12 protein-coding genes are annotated in these 15,002 nt (G+C 53.4%); 8 read left to right on the top strand and 4 right to left on the bottom strand.

What is annotated here, in order from left to right:
* Nucleotides 1–6 precede the first annotated feature (6 nt).
* On the bottom strand, nt 7–1,410 hold the full coding sequence (gene rimK / locus IE073_RS06325; protein ID WP_233349866.1) for a 30S ribosomal protein S6--L-glutamate ligase: 1,404 nt from the start codon (nt 1,408–1,410) through the stop codon (nt 7–9).
* 119 nt (nt 1,411–1,529) lie between these two features.
* Between rimK and IE073_RS06320 the strand changes: the two genes are divergently transcribed.
* The 4 genes from IE073_RS06320 (at nt 1,530) to IE073_RS06305 (ending at nt 6,966) form a co-directional block, all read left to right on the top strand.
* Nucleotides 1,530–3,278: an electron transfer flavoprotein-ubiquinone oxidoreductase gene (locus IE073_RS06320; RefSeq protein WP_189582832.1), complete on the top strand. Its 1,749-nt coding sequence runs from the start codon at nt 1,530–1,532 to the stop codon at nt 3,276–3,278.
* Nucleotides 3,279–3,375: 97 nt separating this feature from the next.
* Nucleotides 3,376–5,085, top strand: coding sequence for a tetratricopeptide repeat protein (locus IE073_RS06315; protein WP_189582829.1), 1,710 nt, complete (start codon nt 3,376–3,378; stop codon nt 5,083–5,085).
* 4 nt (nt 5,086–5,089) lie between these two features.
* Nucleotides 5,090–5,917 carry a 4-(cytidine 5'-diphospho)-2-C-methyl-D-erythritol kinase gene (locus IE073_RS06310; RefSeq protein WP_189582826.1) on the top strand — a complete coding sequence of 276 codons (828 nt, stop codon included), beginning with the start codon at nt 5,090–5,092 and terminating at the stop codon, nt 5,915–5,917.
* The gene (locus IE073_RS06305) at nt 5,917–6,966 is read left to right on the top strand and encodes an MraY family glycosyltransferase (protein ID WP_189582823.1); all 1,050 of its coding nucleotides are present in this window, start codon (nt 5,917–5,919) and stop codon (nt 6,964–6,966) included. The genes IE073_RS06310 and IE073_RS06305 overlap by 1 nt, the downstream gene beginning before the upstream one ends.
* A gap of 3 nt (nt 6,967–6,969) precedes the next feature.
* Here IE073_RS06305 and IE073_RS06300 read toward each other — a convergent pair whose 3' ends face one another.
* On the bottom strand, nt 6,970–7,983 hold the full coding sequence (locus IE073_RS06300; RefSeq protein WP_233349864.1) for a polyprenyl synthetase family protein: 1,014 nt from the start codon (nt 7,981–7,983) through the stop codon (nt 6,970–6,972).
* A gap of 194 nt (nt 7,984–8,177) precedes the next feature.
* Between IE073_RS06300 and IE073_RS06295 the strand changes: the two genes are divergently transcribed.
* Nucleotides 8,178–8,399 carry a putative signal transducing protein gene (locus IE073_RS06295; protein ID WP_189582820.1) on the top strand — a complete coding sequence of 74 codons (222 nt, stop codon included), beginning with the start codon at nt 8,178–8,180 and terminating at the stop codon, nt 8,397–8,399.
* Here IE073_RS06295 and IE073_RS06290 read toward each other — a convergent pair.
* A complete protein-coding gene (locus tag IE073_RS06290) occupies nt 8,396–8,683 on the bottom strand; it encodes a hypothetical protein (RefSeq protein WP_189582817.1) in 288 nt (95 codons plus the stop codon). The two genes, IE073_RS06295 and IE073_RS06290, sit on opposite strands and share 4 nt — an antisense overlap.
* Before the next feature lie 41 nt (nt 8,684–8,724).
* Nucleotides 8,725–8,988 carry a hypothetical protein gene (locus IE073_RS06285; RefSeq protein ID WP_189582815.1) on the bottom strand — a complete coding sequence of 88 codons (264 nt, stop codon included), beginning with the start codon at nt 8,986–8,988 and terminating at the stop codon, nt 8,725–8,727.
* Nucleotides 8,989–9,114: 126 nt separating this feature from the next.
* On the opposite strand from IE073_RS06285, the gene IE073_RS06280 reads away from it, so the two are divergent.
* The 3 genes from IE073_RS06280 to ppdK all read left to right on the top strand — a co-directional run bounded on the left by IE073_RS06280 (nt 9,115) and on the right by ppdK (nt 14,956).
* Nucleotides 9,115–10,017: a glycine--tRNA ligase subunit alpha gene (locus IE073_RS06280; protein WP_189582813.1), complete on the top strand. Its 903-nt coding sequence runs from the start codon at nt 9,115–9,117 to the stop codon at nt 10,015–10,017.
* Nucleotides 10,017–12,224, top strand: coding sequence for a glycine--tRNA ligase subunit beta (glyS, locus tag IE073_RS06275; protein ID WP_189582811.1), 2,208 nt, complete (start codon nt 10,017–10,019; stop codon nt 12,222–12,224). The genes IE073_RS06280 and glyS overlap by 1 nt, the downstream gene beginning before the upstream one ends.
* An 80-nt stretch (nt 12,225–12,304) precedes the next feature.
* Entirely contained in the window at nt 12,305–14,956 is a 2,652-nt protein-coding gene (gene ppdK, locus IE073_RS06270) for a pyruvate, phosphate dikinase (protein ID WP_189582809.1), read from the top strand.
* The last annotated feature ends 46 nt before the right edge of the window (nt 14,957–15,002 follow it).

Below are 15,002 nucleotides of genomic sequence, written 5' to 3'. Positions count from 1 at the left end.
AACCCACTATTTAGTTGTCGTCTTGAAGACAGTGCGCACATTGGCTTCGATACATCCAATTATTTCAGCGGCGATATCTTTGCCAGTGGCTTTCGTGATACCTTCCAAACCAGGTGAAGAATTAACTTCAAGAATTTTGGGTCCGCTTTTGGATCTCAGGATATCGACGCCGGCGACTTTCAGCTTCAGGATTTTTGTAGCTTTAATCGCGGTTCGTCGTTCTTCCTTTGTCAGGCGCACTTTTTTAACACTGCCGCCTTGATGGACGTTTGAGCGGAATTCGCCTTCTTGGGCTGTGCGCATCATTGCGCCGACAACTTTGCCTTCGACCACAAAACAGCGCAAATCTGATCCCCCTGCTTCTTTGACATATTCTTGTACTAAGAAATGCGCATTTAACCCGCGGAAAGCATCGATGATCGCTGTAGCGGCGGACCGGGTTTCAGCGAGAACGACGCCTTTGCCTTGCGTGCTTTCCAGCAACTTAACAACGACGGGCGCACCCCCGACGAGGTCAAGAATCCCTTTTGTGTCATGGGATGATTTGGCGAAAGCTGTAATCGGCATACCCAGACCATGTTGGGATAGCACTTGATGGGCGAGGAGCTTGTCACGGCTGGCTCCAATCGGTTGCGCATTGTTAAGACAGAAAACGCCCATGGCTTCAAATTGGCGCACGACCGACATGCCGTAAAATGTCAGTCGAGAGCCGATACGTGGAATAATCGCATCATATCGGGGCAAGGGCGCGCCGTCGTAATGCACTTCAGGCTTATGGGCATTAATCGCCATGTAACAGCGCGACGTGTAAATCATATCGACCACATGACCGCGCGCCTCGGCCGCGCGCACCATCTCTTGATTCGAGTAATTATTTGGCTCCTGCGTCAAAATGCCAATTCGCAGCGGACGTAGCGGAATAGAATTTTTTCCCTGCTTCCGCTTGTAAACATCATAAGACAGAACGGGCTGCTGAAAGGAGAGCGTCGGGACCACGGAAATGTCTTCACGTAAAGCCGAACGTCCCAACAGCATGCGATATCCCATGGTTTCTCTGTTCGTCAGCGACAGTTCAATGGGCCATTTTTTGCCACCCACATTGATGTTTGCAGCGATAATGTACCGTAATTCTGTTGAGCCGTTTGACGAGGTGACACGGCGACGATCAAGCACCTTAGCCGAGCAAATCACCTCCAAAGTTGGGTCCGCGGGGTCAGGGTGCATAATGAAACGAACCTGCGGTTTTTTATCGGTGCCAAAAGGCTCAATCGCCACGGCATGGAGGGCTGACGTTCGGGCCCCTGTATCAACTTTGGCTTTGATTGCGGGCAGCGAAAGGCCAGGCAGCGAGACCCATTCTTCCCAACCCAAAATCTGCATGGGGGGCTTATCTGTATCAGAATCGCTCATGGCAGTCATTTAACCTGTTTTTTCAATGCGAATGCGGCTGAAAGGGCGCTTGTCGGGCGCGGATCCAGCGTCTAGAGATACGCGACATTCAACCTGACGACTAGGGCCGAAACAAAACAATGTACAATCTCGACCACACAAGCGCCGCTTTTACAGCAGATGATTCCACCGTCGAACGCGAGAGCATGGAGTATGACGTCGTCATCGTGGGTGCGGGCCCTGCAGGCCTCTCAGCTGCGATCCGTTTGAAGCAAAATAATCCCGAAACGAGCGTCGTTGTCCTTGAGAAAGGATCCGAAGTCGGCGCGCATATTCTGTCGGGCGCTGTGCTTGACCCCAAAGGTCTGCGCGAACTATTCCCTGATTTTGCAACGATGGACGGCTGTCCCGTTAAAACCGAAGTTACGGCTGACAAATTCTTTGTCTATGGTCCAGCGGGCGCTTTGCGTATTCCGGAAATTGTTCTGCCACCCCTAATGCACAACCATGGAAATTACATTGTCTCGATGGCGAACACGTGCCGTTGGCTTGCAGAGCAGGCGGAAGGCCTCGGCGTTGAGATTTTTCCAGGCATGGCTTGTTCAGCGTTGGTTTACTGCGAGGATGGCTCGGTTAAAGGTGTCGTTGCTGGTGAGTTTGGCTTCCAAAAAGATGGCACAAAAGGACCAGGCTATGAGCCAGGGATGGAACTGCACGGGAAATATGTAATGCTGGGCGAGGGGGCGCGTGGGTCGCTCTCTAAAGTCGCGATTGCGAAATATAAGCTCGACGAGGGTGCGCAACCGTCAAAGTTCGGCCTTGGCATGAAAGAGATTTGGGACATCGATCCAGCCAAGCACAGCGAAGGCACGGTTGTGCATTCGGCAGGTTGGCCGCTCGGCTTCAAACAAGGCGGCGGCTCATTTATTTATCACGCCGAAAACAACCAAGTTTTCCTCGGGATGATCGTCGATCTAAACTACGAAAACCCACATATGTATCCCTATATGGAATTCCAAAAGTGGAAGACCCATCCAGATGTCAAAGCGCTGCTTGAGGGCGGAAAACGGGTCGCCTATGGCGCGCGGGTTGTGACCAAGGGCGGTATTCAATCTGTTCCGCAAGTCGCTTTCCCAGGGGGCGCACTCCTTGGCTGTACAGCCGGTTTGGTGAACTTGCCTCGTATCAAGGGTAATCATAACGCGATGCTTTCGGGTATCCATGCCGCTGATGCCGCGACCAAAGCGCTGGCCGCTGGCCGCTCTGGCGATACGCTGACTGAATATGATGACATGTTGCACGATGGACCGATTGGTGAAGATTTGCGTCCTGTGCGGAATGTCGCGCCGCTGAACGGTCGTTTCGGCCCATTCTTGGGCGGTATGTTGATGGGTGGTGTCGATATGTGGTCGGCGTCCCTCCTTAAATTCAACCCTTTGGGTACAATGAAACACAAGAAGGACGACGCGGGCGCAACAAATACAGTCAATAAAATGAAGCGGTCGTATAAGTCGCTTTGGTTGAAATCCGTGCCAGCTTTTGCTCCCATTGAGTATCCGAAACCTGATGGTGTTTTGACATTTGATCGGCTGACGAACGTGTCCTTTACGGCCACAAACCACGGCGAAGATCAGCCAAGCCATTTGCGCCTTATCAATGAGTCGGTCCCGATCACCGTCAACCTTCCCCTATATGACGAACCTTCGGTACGTTACTGTCCGGCAGGCGTTTACGAAGTTTTGACTGACGATGACGGGTCCAACCCGCGCTTCAACATCAACGCGCAAAATTGCATTCATTGTAAAACCTGCGATATTAAAGACCCCTCGCGCAACATCGTCTGGACAGTTCCAGAAGGTGGCGGCGGTCCAAATTATCCCAACATGTAAACCCAATTCTGCGGTCTTCTGATCGCTTCCGATAATTGTGATGAAGGTGAGCCCCTTCATCACTCGATATGCCCCGCGTTCGCCGCAGAAAGATGTCATGAAACATCGCCTGATTTCTCTGACCCTTACGTCTATTTTGGCGCTTTCATGTTACGCCGGCGCAACCGCGGCACCAGATACATCGGACCTCTCCAGTCTTTACGGGAATTATCTGGCGGGCACTTACGCGCAGAAAATTGAAGACCGCGCTGCGCAACAAAAATATTTCACGAATGCTTTTCTTCAGGAGCCAACCGATACACGGATTGGGCGTCGCGCTATCGTTTCTGCCATCGAAACGGGCGATATGGCGGGCGCAGTAAAACTGTCGGAAAGACTGCGTAAGGCTGACAAAACCGAGGCCATGGCGCGCGCGGTTTTAGGTGTAGACGCCTTTCAACGGGGCAAAAACAAACTCACAATTAAATATTTCTCTGGACGTTCCAACGACGTCATTATGACGCCGATGATGCAATTGGTCCGAGGCTGGGCTGAGGCTGGACAAAAGGACTATGACGGGGCGCGAGAAACCTTCGCTAATTTCGGCGGAAGTGAATATTTTGAAGCCTTTTCCGAGCTACAGCTCGCAAAGTTAGATGCGCTGGAAGGCGAAATAGATTTAGCTCTAGAACGATTAGACGCCGTCGATGAGACAGGCGTATCTGGCATTGAGGCGTTGTTGACACGTGCGAGGATATTGGATCAAGCCAATCGGCAGCCCGACGCGATCACTGCTCTCGAAGACGTTCTCGCCGAAAATGAGGGGCTTTCGATTGGACCGGTGGGGTTTTATTTAAAGCGATTGAAGGCGGGTAAACCGCTACCCCGTATCAGTATCAAAGGCGAGGCCGCGCGGGCCGTGACAGATCCTGCATTTGGTTATTTTGCCAGAAATCGATCAATTGACGGAGCGGAACTTTACCTGCGTTTTGCGCATCATATTGATCCGAAAAATACAAAGGCCTCTATTTGGCTGGGCTCCATACTCGAAGACCAAGGTGAAATCGGACAAGATAATGCCTATGATCTATACCGTGTCATGGGGGAAGATGATCCCTATTATGTGTCGGCGCGACTGAACATCGCTAACATCTATTTCAATCGAGAAGAGGACGACAAAGCCATCGAGGTTTTGGAGGCGTTGAACGAACGTGAGCAAAGCGTTCTGACCCGCGAAAGTTTAGGCCGCGCACGGTTCTTTCGTGAAAACTATGCTGAGGCTTTGCCGTTCTATAAAGCCCTCGTCGACTCTATGTCGGATGAGGAAATAACGGCCAACGTTGAACCGCTTCGGTTTCGCGCCATCATCTATGAACGCTTGGACCGCTGGCCAGAGGCCGAAGCGGATTTCAAACGTGTTTTGGCGCTCGTTCCTGACGATGTCGATACGCTGAATTATTTAGGATATACTTGGGTGGATCGCGGCGAAAACCTTGAAGAAGCTTTCGATATGATCCGTGAAGCCGTGAAACAAGAACCGCAATCGGGCGCCATTGTGGACAGTCTTGGTTGGGCACATTACAAATTGGGCCAGTATCAGGACGCGCGGGAAAAGCTAGAAGATGCCGTCGCTTTGTCCCCATCATCGGCAACCATCATCGACCATTTGGGCGATGTCTATTATAAACTTGGGCGTAAACGTGAAGCTGGATTTCAGTGGAAACGTGCACTTGAGTTTGATCCGACTGACGACGAGCGCGCGACGATCAAGATCAAGTTAGAAGGCGGCCTAGAGGCCGTGCCAGTCACCGCAAAACCTGCGCCATAATCCCATGTCAGGGGCGGAAACGCATACGGAGATCGCGCGGGCGAAAGTCAATTTAACGCTTCATGTTGGGGCGGCTAGAGACGACGGTTATCATCCCTTGGATAGTCTCGTGGTTTTCGCGGATTTTGGTGATCGATTATGGTTTGAGCCCAGCGGAGACACGAAACTCACGATCCGGGGGGCGGATGACCTGCCCACTGACGGGTCAAATTTAATTCTGAGGGCTATGGGGCTGGCGAAGGCTGCGTCGCATCATATTATCTTGGACAAAGAACTTCCAATTTCAGCCGGGCTCGGCGGTGGGAGCGCCAATGCAGGTGCCGTTTTGCGCGTTTTTAATTCCGATATTTCGGATCGTGACTTAGCCTTCAAATTGGGCGCAGATGTTCCCGTCTGTCGTCTGTCTAAAACCGCGATGATGTCTGGAATTGGCGAAACCGTGGTACCCCTGTCTGGGCTAGGGCAATTATCGGCGGTCTTGGTCAATCCAGGTGTCGCCGTATCGACAGGTGCAATTTTTCGCGCAATGGACAGGACGCCGCGCGCCGCGCAGCCGCGTCAAACCTCTCTGTCTGGAGATTTGTTGTCCCGCGCTTTAGTGGGCGAGAACGACATGCAAGACGCCGCTATTTCCCAAGCTCCTATTATTGCGGATGTTCTGCGTGCCTTATCGCAGCAAGCGGGGTGCGAGCTGGCACGTATGTCAGGCTCGGGCGCGACATGTTTCGGGATTTTTCGGTCAGACGCACAAGCCCAAGCCGTCGCGCAAGCAATTGAAGCGGCGCACCCTGACTGGTGGGTCCGCGATTGTCGCCTAGGTGACGCGGCCTAATGTTGGCGCAGAACATATGGCTTTGGGCGCAGGTCGGGGCCTTGGCTTTCTTCGCAAGCCTCGCCGTCACGGGCTTTATGTCCATTGCGGGTTTGGGCGACGCCTCAGATGGCCGATCTGCTCATAGCGGCGTCGTTCCAACCTCTGGCGGTCTGGGCATCATCACAAGTTTCGGATTAGCGCTCTGCGGCGTCGCGCTTTTATTTCCAAGCCTCAAATTGGGTATCGGGTTTGCGCCCGTCATGGCGCTTCTCTTTGCCGTTGGTTTTTTGGGCCTCGTCGATGACGCGATGACCTTAGGTCCCAAATTGAAATTTGGGGTGATGCTGGTGATCTGTGGTGCGGCCGTTTGGTCGATAGGTCCGCCCGTGACACTTCCTTTTTTGGATAGACCCATTCCCCTGCATCCAGCGCTAGGCTTTGGCGGCGCTGTGCTTTGGATCTTTGTGGTCATGAACGCTATCAACTTCATGGATGGTGCGAACGGGTTAATGGGCCTGACGATGACGATTGCAAATTTCGCGCTTTTCGGCGTCGGATTGATTAGCGGATCACCCACAACACTGCTTTTGTCGGCCCTGGCGCTTATGGCGCTTCTAGGGTTTTTGCCTTATAATTTACGGCAGGAAGCGCGCGTCTTTTCGGGAGATGTAGGCTCGTTGAGTATCGGGTTTCTTTTCGCTGTTACGATTCTGTTTCTGGTCGCCGAAACCTCAGGAAGGACGTTTCACCTCGTCGGGCCTATCCTGATTTTGCCGCTGCTCGTGGATGTCTTGCTGACCTTGGTTCGACGGGTGCGAAAGCGTGAGAACATTCTGCAAGCTCACAATACGCATCTTTACCAACGGCTGATCCGAAGCGGGCGCGGGCATTTGGCCGTCAGCGGATTTTATGCTCTGGCTGCGTTGATCTGCGCAAACATCGTTGTGATCGGGGCGGCCAAAGGCTGGTTTGACCGCATCCATGTGCCGCTGATGTTATTGGGGGCGAGTGTAACAGCCTATATTCTCATCAGCCGTGGCCTAGATAGTCGCAGGCCAGATCATTAGCGTCTAGCTAATCCGCGCGACGACGAACCCAGCCAAATCTTTGAGGGTATCGCGCAGCGACGACTGCTGGAAAACATCCAGCGCGTCTGCGGCGTCTTGCGAATATTGCTTCGCTAACTCCATGGTGGATTCCAGAGCGCCCGATGTGCGCAGCATGGATACAGCCTTTTCCAGATCGACGTCTTTTTGATCGTGATCGACAATGACGCGACGCCAAAAGGCTTTGTCATCGTCCGAGGCCGTTTGCAGAGAGCGGATCACGGGCAGTGTCATTTTACCTTCGCGGAAATCATCCCCGACGGATTTACCCAAGGCGCTCGCCATGCCGCCGTAATCTAGCGCGTCATCAACGAGCTGAAAAGCGAGCCCCAGCTTGAGACCATATTCGCGCAAAGCATCACGTTCTGCGACAGGGCGCTGTGCGATCACGGGCGCGACTTCAGTTGCCGCGGCGAAAAGAGCCGCTGTTTTGGCCTCAATCACGCGCATATAGTCGGCTTCCGTCATCGCAAGGTTACGCAGTGCCGCGAGTTGTTGCACTTCGCCTTCGGCAATGACGGAGGACGCATTGGATAAAATACCGAGCGCTTCCATTGATCCCGTTTCAACCATCAGGTTGAAGGCGCGGGCAAAGAGGAAATCACCGACCAAGATCGACGCGCTATTTCCCCAGATCAGATTCGCCGGCTTTTTACCGCGACGCAGCGCGCTTTCATCCACCACATCATCATGAAGCAATGTGGCAGAGTGAATAAATTCAACAGCGGCGGCCAGCTTGTGATGGGCGTCGCCTTCATAATTACAGAGCTGCGCGGCCGTAACGGTCAGCAAAGGCCGCAAGCGTTTTCCACCTGCACCAACTAAATGCTGGGCAAGGTCAGGGATCATCCCGACGGAGGACTGCATCCGCTCGAGGATGAGAGCGTCAACGGCTCCCATATCGTCGCCCGTCAGGTCCCAAAGGGTCTGTGCCGGGGAGAGGGCTGCATCTTGGCGTATTTGAGCGGGCGCATTCACGTGAGGGGGAGACCACCTTTATTTCTATGTGCCTTACGTAGGGCGCGCGATGGAGCGCCGCAAGCCGTTTCCACGTCGCACATGGCGGCTTTGCACATATGCAAGGGCTAAAAACGTAGGCCTCGCGTCCAATTGTACCTGTGTGCGCAAGGTCGTGGACTTGTAGAATGACAACAGCGCCTTAGGTAGAGTGTATGAAAAACATTCTGACGACGAATAATCCCGCCACGCTTAATTTTGCGGAGGCAATCCTGACCGAAGCCAAAATTGAATATTTTGTGCTCGACCAAAATATGAGCGTTTTGGAGCCTGGCATCATGATTCCTCGCCGCCTGATGGTTGTGGACGAGGATGAGAGCGCCGCACGGCGTCAGTTGAGCCTCGCGGGTATGGAGCGGGATTTAATGGCAGTTTAAGGCGATTTCCAGAGACTTCGAATCCAGTCGACGAAATCAACTAGAATTAGATCGCGAAAAACACCCGCGTCTTTCCAACCCCAACACCCGCCGAAGATGGCCAGAAGCAATCCAAGAACTAGAGCGAGATCAGAAACCCAGAGTCCAGCTTTATAGTCACGAGAGACAAATTCCCAACGACTAAGCTCTAGCAATACCTCAAAGCCTACCGCCCCAACACAGCCGAAGACAGCCGAAACCAATACGGCGATTATAGATCTTCGAAATGTTTTTGATGTGACCATGGCTAACTTCTAATGTTTTCCAAACGCTGCCGAAGGATGGTTTAGATCGAGAATATACCTAAAACCGCATTGGTTATTGTCGAAAAAATCGCCCCTGTGACGATGAGTTGCGAATGTACCCAACCCAAATATCCGCCAATCACGGCTGCGACGAGGCCCAAGCCGCCACTCACGCAGAAGATTTGAAGCTCTGTCGCTTCGCTTCCCGTTAGAAGCGCCGCGATAGAGGATGACAGGCCCAATCCCAAAAGCGCCGCCAAACCCGCAGCGCAGATCAATTTTCCGATGAAACTTGTTTCTTTCATGCCTCAGACATAGCCGAGAGGTCTGAAAATCCGGTTACAATCATAGCCCTAATTTAGGTTTCTAACAATTTAGGTAAGGCGTCTTTCAAACTTGCGCTTTTCCCGTGATTCCGTAGAACGCGCCCCATGACCGCCGAAACAAAAAAACCGTCCTCCTTCCAAGGATTGATCCTGACACTGCAAGCCTATTGGGCCGAGCAGGGCTGTGTGATCCTCCAGCCATTTGATACCGAAGTCGGGGCAGGGACATTGCATCCTGCGACGGTGCTGCGCTCGCTTGGGCCGAAGCCTTGGAATTGCGCCTATGTGCAACCGTCGCGTCGTCCTGCCGATGGTCGCTACGGGGAAAACCCGAACCGCTTGCAGCATTATTACCAGTTCCAAGTCATCATGAAGCCGAACCCAGAGAACCTACAGGAACTCTATCTTGGCAGTCTCGATGCCATCGGCATTGATCGCGATTTGCATGATATCCGCTTTGTCGAAGATGACTGGGAAAACCCCACGGTGGGCGCTTGGGGCCTGGGCTGGGAAGTCTGGTGTGACGGTATGGAAGTCAGCCAATATACATATTTCCAACAAGTCGGCGGCCAAGACCTTGATCTTGTCTCGGGCGAATTGACTTACGGTTTAGAGCGCCTCGCCATGTATGTGTTCGACGTCGATAACGTCTATGATCTGCCCTATAATGATCATGGTGTGAGTTACGGCGATGTGTTCCACCGCAATGAAGTTGAACAGTCGACCTATAATTTCGAACATTCCGACGTGGAAAAAATTCGCGCACGTTTTGAATTTGCCGAAGCCGAATGTAAGGCGCTCCTCGCGCTCGACAATCCACTGCCGCTGCCCGCTTATGAGCACGCGTTAAAAGCCTCGCATTTGTTCAATATGCTAGACGCGCGCGGCGTCGTGTCCCCAACGCAACGCCAAGAATATATCAAACGCGTACGCAATTTGGCAAAGGGCAGTGCGGAAGCTTATGCGGCGAGTGAAAAAACCTCGGCAGAGATAGAGGGAGCCGCGTAATGGCTGAATTCCTTTTTGAAATCCTCTCCGAAGAAATTCCTGCGCGTATGCAGGTGCGGGCGGGGGCTGACTTGCAAAAACTGATGGTCGCTGGCCTCACGAAAGCGGGCCTGACCGTTGAAAATATCCGCGTTCTGACGGGCCCGCGCCGCCTGACTTTCGTGGCGGACCTGCCCGTGCGCTCGCCTGATGTGACGGACATTCGCAAAGGTCCACGCGTGGGCTCGCCTGAGCGCGCGCTTGAGGGTTTCCTGAAAGCCGCCGGTCTCTCCGATATTTCGGAGGCGGAAACGCGGACGGACCCGAAAAAAGGCGAATATTATGTCGCCGTTATTCAAAATTCGGGACAAGATACGCGTGCGATCCTGCAGGCCCTAATCCCTGACGTCATGGCGAATTTTCCGTGGCCGAAGTCGATGAAATCGGGCGGATCGAATTTCCGTTGGGTGCGGCCTTTGCGTGGTCTGCTGGTCCTGTTTCAGATGGAAGTGGTTCACCTTGAGGTCGGCGGGATTACCTCGTCCAATACAACTATCGGCCATCGTCGCCACGGGCCGGGGCCTTATGCCGTTTCGACATTCGAGAATTATCGATCCCAGTTGGAACAGGCGGGTCATGTCATGCTGTCGCATGAGGACCGCAAAGCCGTGATATTGTCGAATGCGTCAGAGCTTTGCGCGGATAAAGGTCTGGAATTGGTCGAGGATGAAGGCTTGCTCAATGAAGTTGCGGGTCTGACCGAATGGCCTGTTGTTTTGTTTGGCGATATGGATGCAGATTTCTTGAACCTGCCCGATGAAGTCATTCGCTTGACACTGAAATCGCATCAAAAGACATTTACTGTACGTGATCCCAAAACTGGAAAGCTCGCGGCGCATTACATCATCGTCGCAAACCAAATCGCGCCCGATGGCGGAGAAGCGATCAAGGCGGGGAATGGCAAAGTCATTTCTGCGCGCCTGTCTGATGCTGTGTTCTTCCAAACCGAAGATGCGAAGAAAAACCTGATCGACTATTACGAGAAACTCGACACGGTTGTGTTCCATAAGAAACTTGGGACGATCAAAGACAAAGCCGAACGGGTTGCGGCGCTGGCGCGTGACCTCGCGGCCAAAGTGGACGCTGATCCGGATTTGGCAGAACAAGCGGCCAAGCTCGCCAAATGTGATCTGGTGACGCAAACCGTGATTGAGGCGACCTCGCTACAAGGGCAAATCGGACGTTTGATGTTTGAACGCGAAGGCGGAAACGCATCCGTCGCCACTGCGATTGAAGAGCATTATAAACCGCAAGGCCCCAGCGACGACGTCCCAACCGACCCCGTCGCCATCGCCGTGGCGCTAGCTGATAAACTCGACACATTGGTCGGGTTCTGGGCGATTGATGAAAAGCCAACAGGCAGCAAAGATCCGTTTGCGCTGAGACGGGCGGCGCTGGGCGTGGTTCGTATTATTTTGGAGAATGATGTCCGAATTTCTCTCATTGACGTGACTATTAAACATCTAATTCAATTAAAGATGCAATTATCACAGAATAAAGCGGCAACAGGTTGGGCGGACTCCAAAAGCAGAACTGATAGTCGTGAAAACACTGTGGTGATACAAAAACTTCTCGTGGAAATAGATACACTGAAAACTCTTCTGGACGGTAGTCCATCGAGAGAATTTGAAAATTCAGATGTTGTGCTTGTAATACCTAGCCTGCTCACCTTCATCCTAGACCGCCTAAAAGTCTATCTCCGTGATCAAGGTATGGGTCATGACATTATCGACGCGGCTCTGACTGAAGGCCAAGACGACCTCGTCGCCATCGTCAATCGCGTGAATGCGCTCCAATCTTTCCTCTCCACACCCGAGGGCGAAGACCTTCTAGCGGGGTATAAACGCGCGGCAAACATTCTGAAAGCGGAAGCCAAAAAGGGTGAGCTGCCATCTGGCGCGGCGAATCGGCCGTCCGACGAACAGGGCGCAGCCCTGTTTGATGCGCTGACTGCGGCCAAACCCGCCATCTCTAAGGCTTTGGAATCAGAGGACTACGCAAAGGCCCTAACCAGTCTTGCGGGTCTGCGCATACCAATCGATGCGTTTTTCACAGACACGCAAATTATTTCAGATGACACCGCTGTCAAAGATAACAACCTTCGACTTCTTGGCATGATTAGTGATACGTCGCGACAGATAGCAGATTTTGAGGCTATTCAGGGCTAAACCCCCAAGACTCAAGTCTGTTTGTTTACACCAAGCTTCTCGTCTGTGAGAGGCGTGGGGCGCAAAGACGAGGGACTGTCATGACAAAATGGGTATACGCATTCGGCGGCGGAAAAGCCGAAGGCGACACGTCCATGAAAAACCTTTTGGGCGGCAAAGGCGCGAATTTGGCTGAAATGGCCAGTCTCGGTTTGCCCGTGCCACCCGGGTTTACGCTGACGACGGATGTCTGCACCTCCTATTACGAGAATAACGAAACCTATCCCGAAGATATGGACGCGCAAATCGCGGACGGTCTGGCGCAGGTTGAAAAGATCACAGGCAAAGTCTTTGGCGATGCGTCAAACCCGCTGCTCGTCTCTGTACGCTCTGGCGCACGGGCCTCTATGCCTGGCATGATGGACACCGTCCTGAACTTGGGCTTGAATGACGAAACCGTCGAAGGCCTCGCAAAACTCTCTGGCGATCGCCGTTTCGCCCTCGATAGCTACCGCCGTTTCATCACCATGTATGCCGACGTGGTGTTGGGTGTGCACCACCACACTTACGAAGATATCCTTGAAAATCATAAAGATGATCAAGGCTATATGCTCGACACAGAGATGACGGCAAGCGACTGGGAAACCGTTATTGGCCAGTTCAAAGAGGCGACGAAACGCGCGCTGGGTCGGGATTTCCCGCAAGACCCACAGGACCAACTGCAAGGCGCTGTGGACGCTGTTTTTGGTAGTTGGATGAACGACCGCGCCTGTGTCTACCGCCGCCTGAATGACATTCCTGCCGCTTGGGGCACAGCCGTAAATGTCCAAGCCATGGTCTTTGGCAATATGGGCGAAACCTCCGCGACAGGCGTGGCCTTCACCCGCGACCCGTCCACGGGCGAAAACGAATATTACGGCGAGTTTCTGATCAACGCGCAAGGCGAAGATGTGGTCGCGGGTATCCGCACGCCGCAAACCCTGACGAAAAAAGCGCGCGAAGAGATGGGCGAAACCGCGCTGTCGATGGAAGAGGCGCTACCCGAAGTTTACGGGCAGTTGGCCGAGACTTTCGTCACGCTGGAAAACCATTACCGCGACATGCAGGATATTGAGTTCACGGTAGAGGAGGGCGTGCTTTGGATGTTACAAACCCGCACTGGGAAACGCACAGCCCGTGCGGCGGTGAAGATCGCCGTGGATATGGCCGAAACGGGGCAAATTACGCGTGACGAAGCCCTGATGCGGATTGACCCGCTCGCGCTGGATCAACTTCTCCATCCGACACTTAATCCTGATGCGCCGCGCGATATTATCGCGATGGGTTTGCCTGCCTCTCCGGGTGCAGCCATTGGCGAAGTTGTGTTCAATTCCGACGAAGCCGAAGCCAAAGCCAAAGCGGGCCATAAAGTCATTTTGGTGCGTATCGAAACATCGCCTGAAGATATTCATGGCATGCATGCGGCCGAAGCCATTGTCACCGCACGTGGGGGCATGACCTCTCACGCGGCCGTGGTCGCGCGCGGCATGGGCACACCTTGTGTGTCGGGCGCTGGCGGCATTCGCATTGATTATGAGGCGCAAGAATTCTCCGTCGCAGGCCGCATCGTCAAAGCAGGCGATATTGTCACCGTCGATGGCGCAACAGGGCAAGTCTTCGCTGGCGCAGTTGATATGGTCCAACCTGAGCTTTCGGGCGACTTTGGCAAGATTATGGAATGGGCTGACGAGGCCCGCACCTTGGGTATTCGGACCAATGCCGAAACACCTATGGACGTTCAAACCGCTGTCGATTTTGGCGCGGAAGGCATCGGCCTCTGCCGCACGGAACACATGTTCTTCGAAGCTGACCGCCTCGCCAATTTCCGCGAGATGATTTTGGCCGAACATAAAGAAGGTCGCGAGATGGCGCTGGAGAAAATCCTGCCCGTTCAGCGCGACGACTTCGCGGCGATTTTCCGCATTATGGGTGATTTGCCGAGCACTATTCGTTTGCTCGACCCACCATTGCATGAGTTCTTGCCACATACGGAAAAGGACATTGAGTCCGTCGCCAAGGAAATCGGCGTCCCAGCACGTGAGCTGATGCGTCGTGCGCATGAGCTCCAAGAGAGCAACCCCATGCTTGGCCATCGCGGGTGTCGCCTCGGCATTTCCTACCCTGAAATCTACGAGATGCAGGCGCGCGCAATTTTCCAAGCGCAGAAAATGGTCGCAGACGAAACAGGCACGCACCCCATCGCAGAGATCATGATCCCATTGGTGTCCTCCGCTAAAGAGCTTGAAATTCTTAAGGGTCGTATCGACGCGATTGCCGCAGAAATCGGCACATCTGATTACGTTGTCGGAACGATGATCGAGCTGCCACGCGCCGCTCTACGTGCGGGCGATATTGCGGAGTTTGCAGAGTTCTTCAGCTTTGGAACCAATGATCTGACACAGACAACCTTTGGTCTGTCCCGCGATGATGCGGGCCGGTTCTTGCCTGATTATGTCGCGGCTGGAATTGTTGAAAAAGACCCGTTTGTCTCGCTCGATCAAGAGGGTGTGGGTGACCTCATCCAAATCGCGGTGGAACGTGGACGCGTCACGCGTCCAGACATCAAGCTCGGCATTTGCGGCGAACATGGCGGCGATCCATCCTCAATCGATTTCTGCCATCGCGCAGGCCTGAACTATGTCTCCTGTTCGCCATATCGCGTCCCAATCGCGAAGTTGTCTGCGGCGCAAGCGGCAATTCGCGCGAAGGGGTAGAGCCCTCGCAGGTGAACGCTTTTTAGAAGTTAATTAACGTGGATCG

Source organism: Litorimonas cladophorae, from assembly GCF_014652455.1.
Taxonomy (GTDB): Bacteria; Pseudomonadota; Alphaproteobacteria; order Caulobacterales; family Maricaulaceae; genus Litorimonas; species Litorimonas cladophorae.
The sequence above is the reverse complement of the archived record's forward strand: the minus strand, read 5'-3'. Positions and strand labels throughout refer to the sequence as shown.

What these genes read in the sequence shown, in the direction of transcription:
- IE073_RS06305 (WP_189582823.1), top strand. Translation starts at nt 5,917, where the DNA reads ATGTTGGCGCAGAACATATGGCTTTGGGCGCAGGTCGGGGCCTTGGCT.
- glyS (WP_189582811.1), top strand. Translation starts at nt 10,017, where the DNA reads ATGGCTGAATTCCTTTTTGAAATCCTCTCCGAAGAAATTCCTGCGCGT.
- ppdK (WP_189582809.1), top strand. Translation starts at nt 12,305, where the DNA reads ATGACAAAATGGGTATACGCATTCGGCGGCGGAAAAGCCGAAGGCGAC.
- IE073_RS06280 (WP_189582813.1), top strand. Translation starts at nt 9,115, where the DNA reads ATGACCGCCGAAACAAAAAAACCGTCCTCCTTCCAAGGATTGATCCTG.
- IE073_RS06285 (WP_189582815.1), bottom strand. Translation starts at nt 8,988, where the DNA reads ATGAAAGAAACAAGTTTCATCGGAAAATTGATCTGCGCTGCGGGTTTG.
- rimK (WP_233349866.1), bottom strand. Translation starts at nt 1,410, where the DNA reads ATGAGCGATTCTGATACAGATAAGCCCCCCATGCAGATTTTGGGTTGG.
- IE073_RS06295 (WP_189582820.1), top strand. Translation starts at nt 8,178, where the DNA reads ATGAAAAACATTCTGACGACGAATAATCCCGCCACGCTTAATTTTGCG.
- IE073_RS06310 (WP_189582826.1), top strand. Translation starts at nt 5,090, where the DNA reads ATGTCAGGGGCGGAAACGCATACGGAGATCGCGCGGGCGAAAGTCAAT.
- IE073_RS06315 (WP_189582829.1), top strand. Translation starts at nt 3,376, where the DNA reads ATGAAACATCGCCTGATTTCTCTGACCCTTACGTCTATTTTGGCGCTT.
- IE073_RS06320 (WP_189582832.1), top strand. Translation starts at nt 1,530, where the DNA reads ATGTACAATCTCGACCACACAAGCGCCGCTTTTACAGCAGATGATTCC.
- IE073_RS06290 (WP_189582817.1), bottom strand. Translation starts at nt 8,683, where the DNA reads ATGGTCACATCAAAAACATTTCGAAGATCTATAATCGCCGTATTGGTT.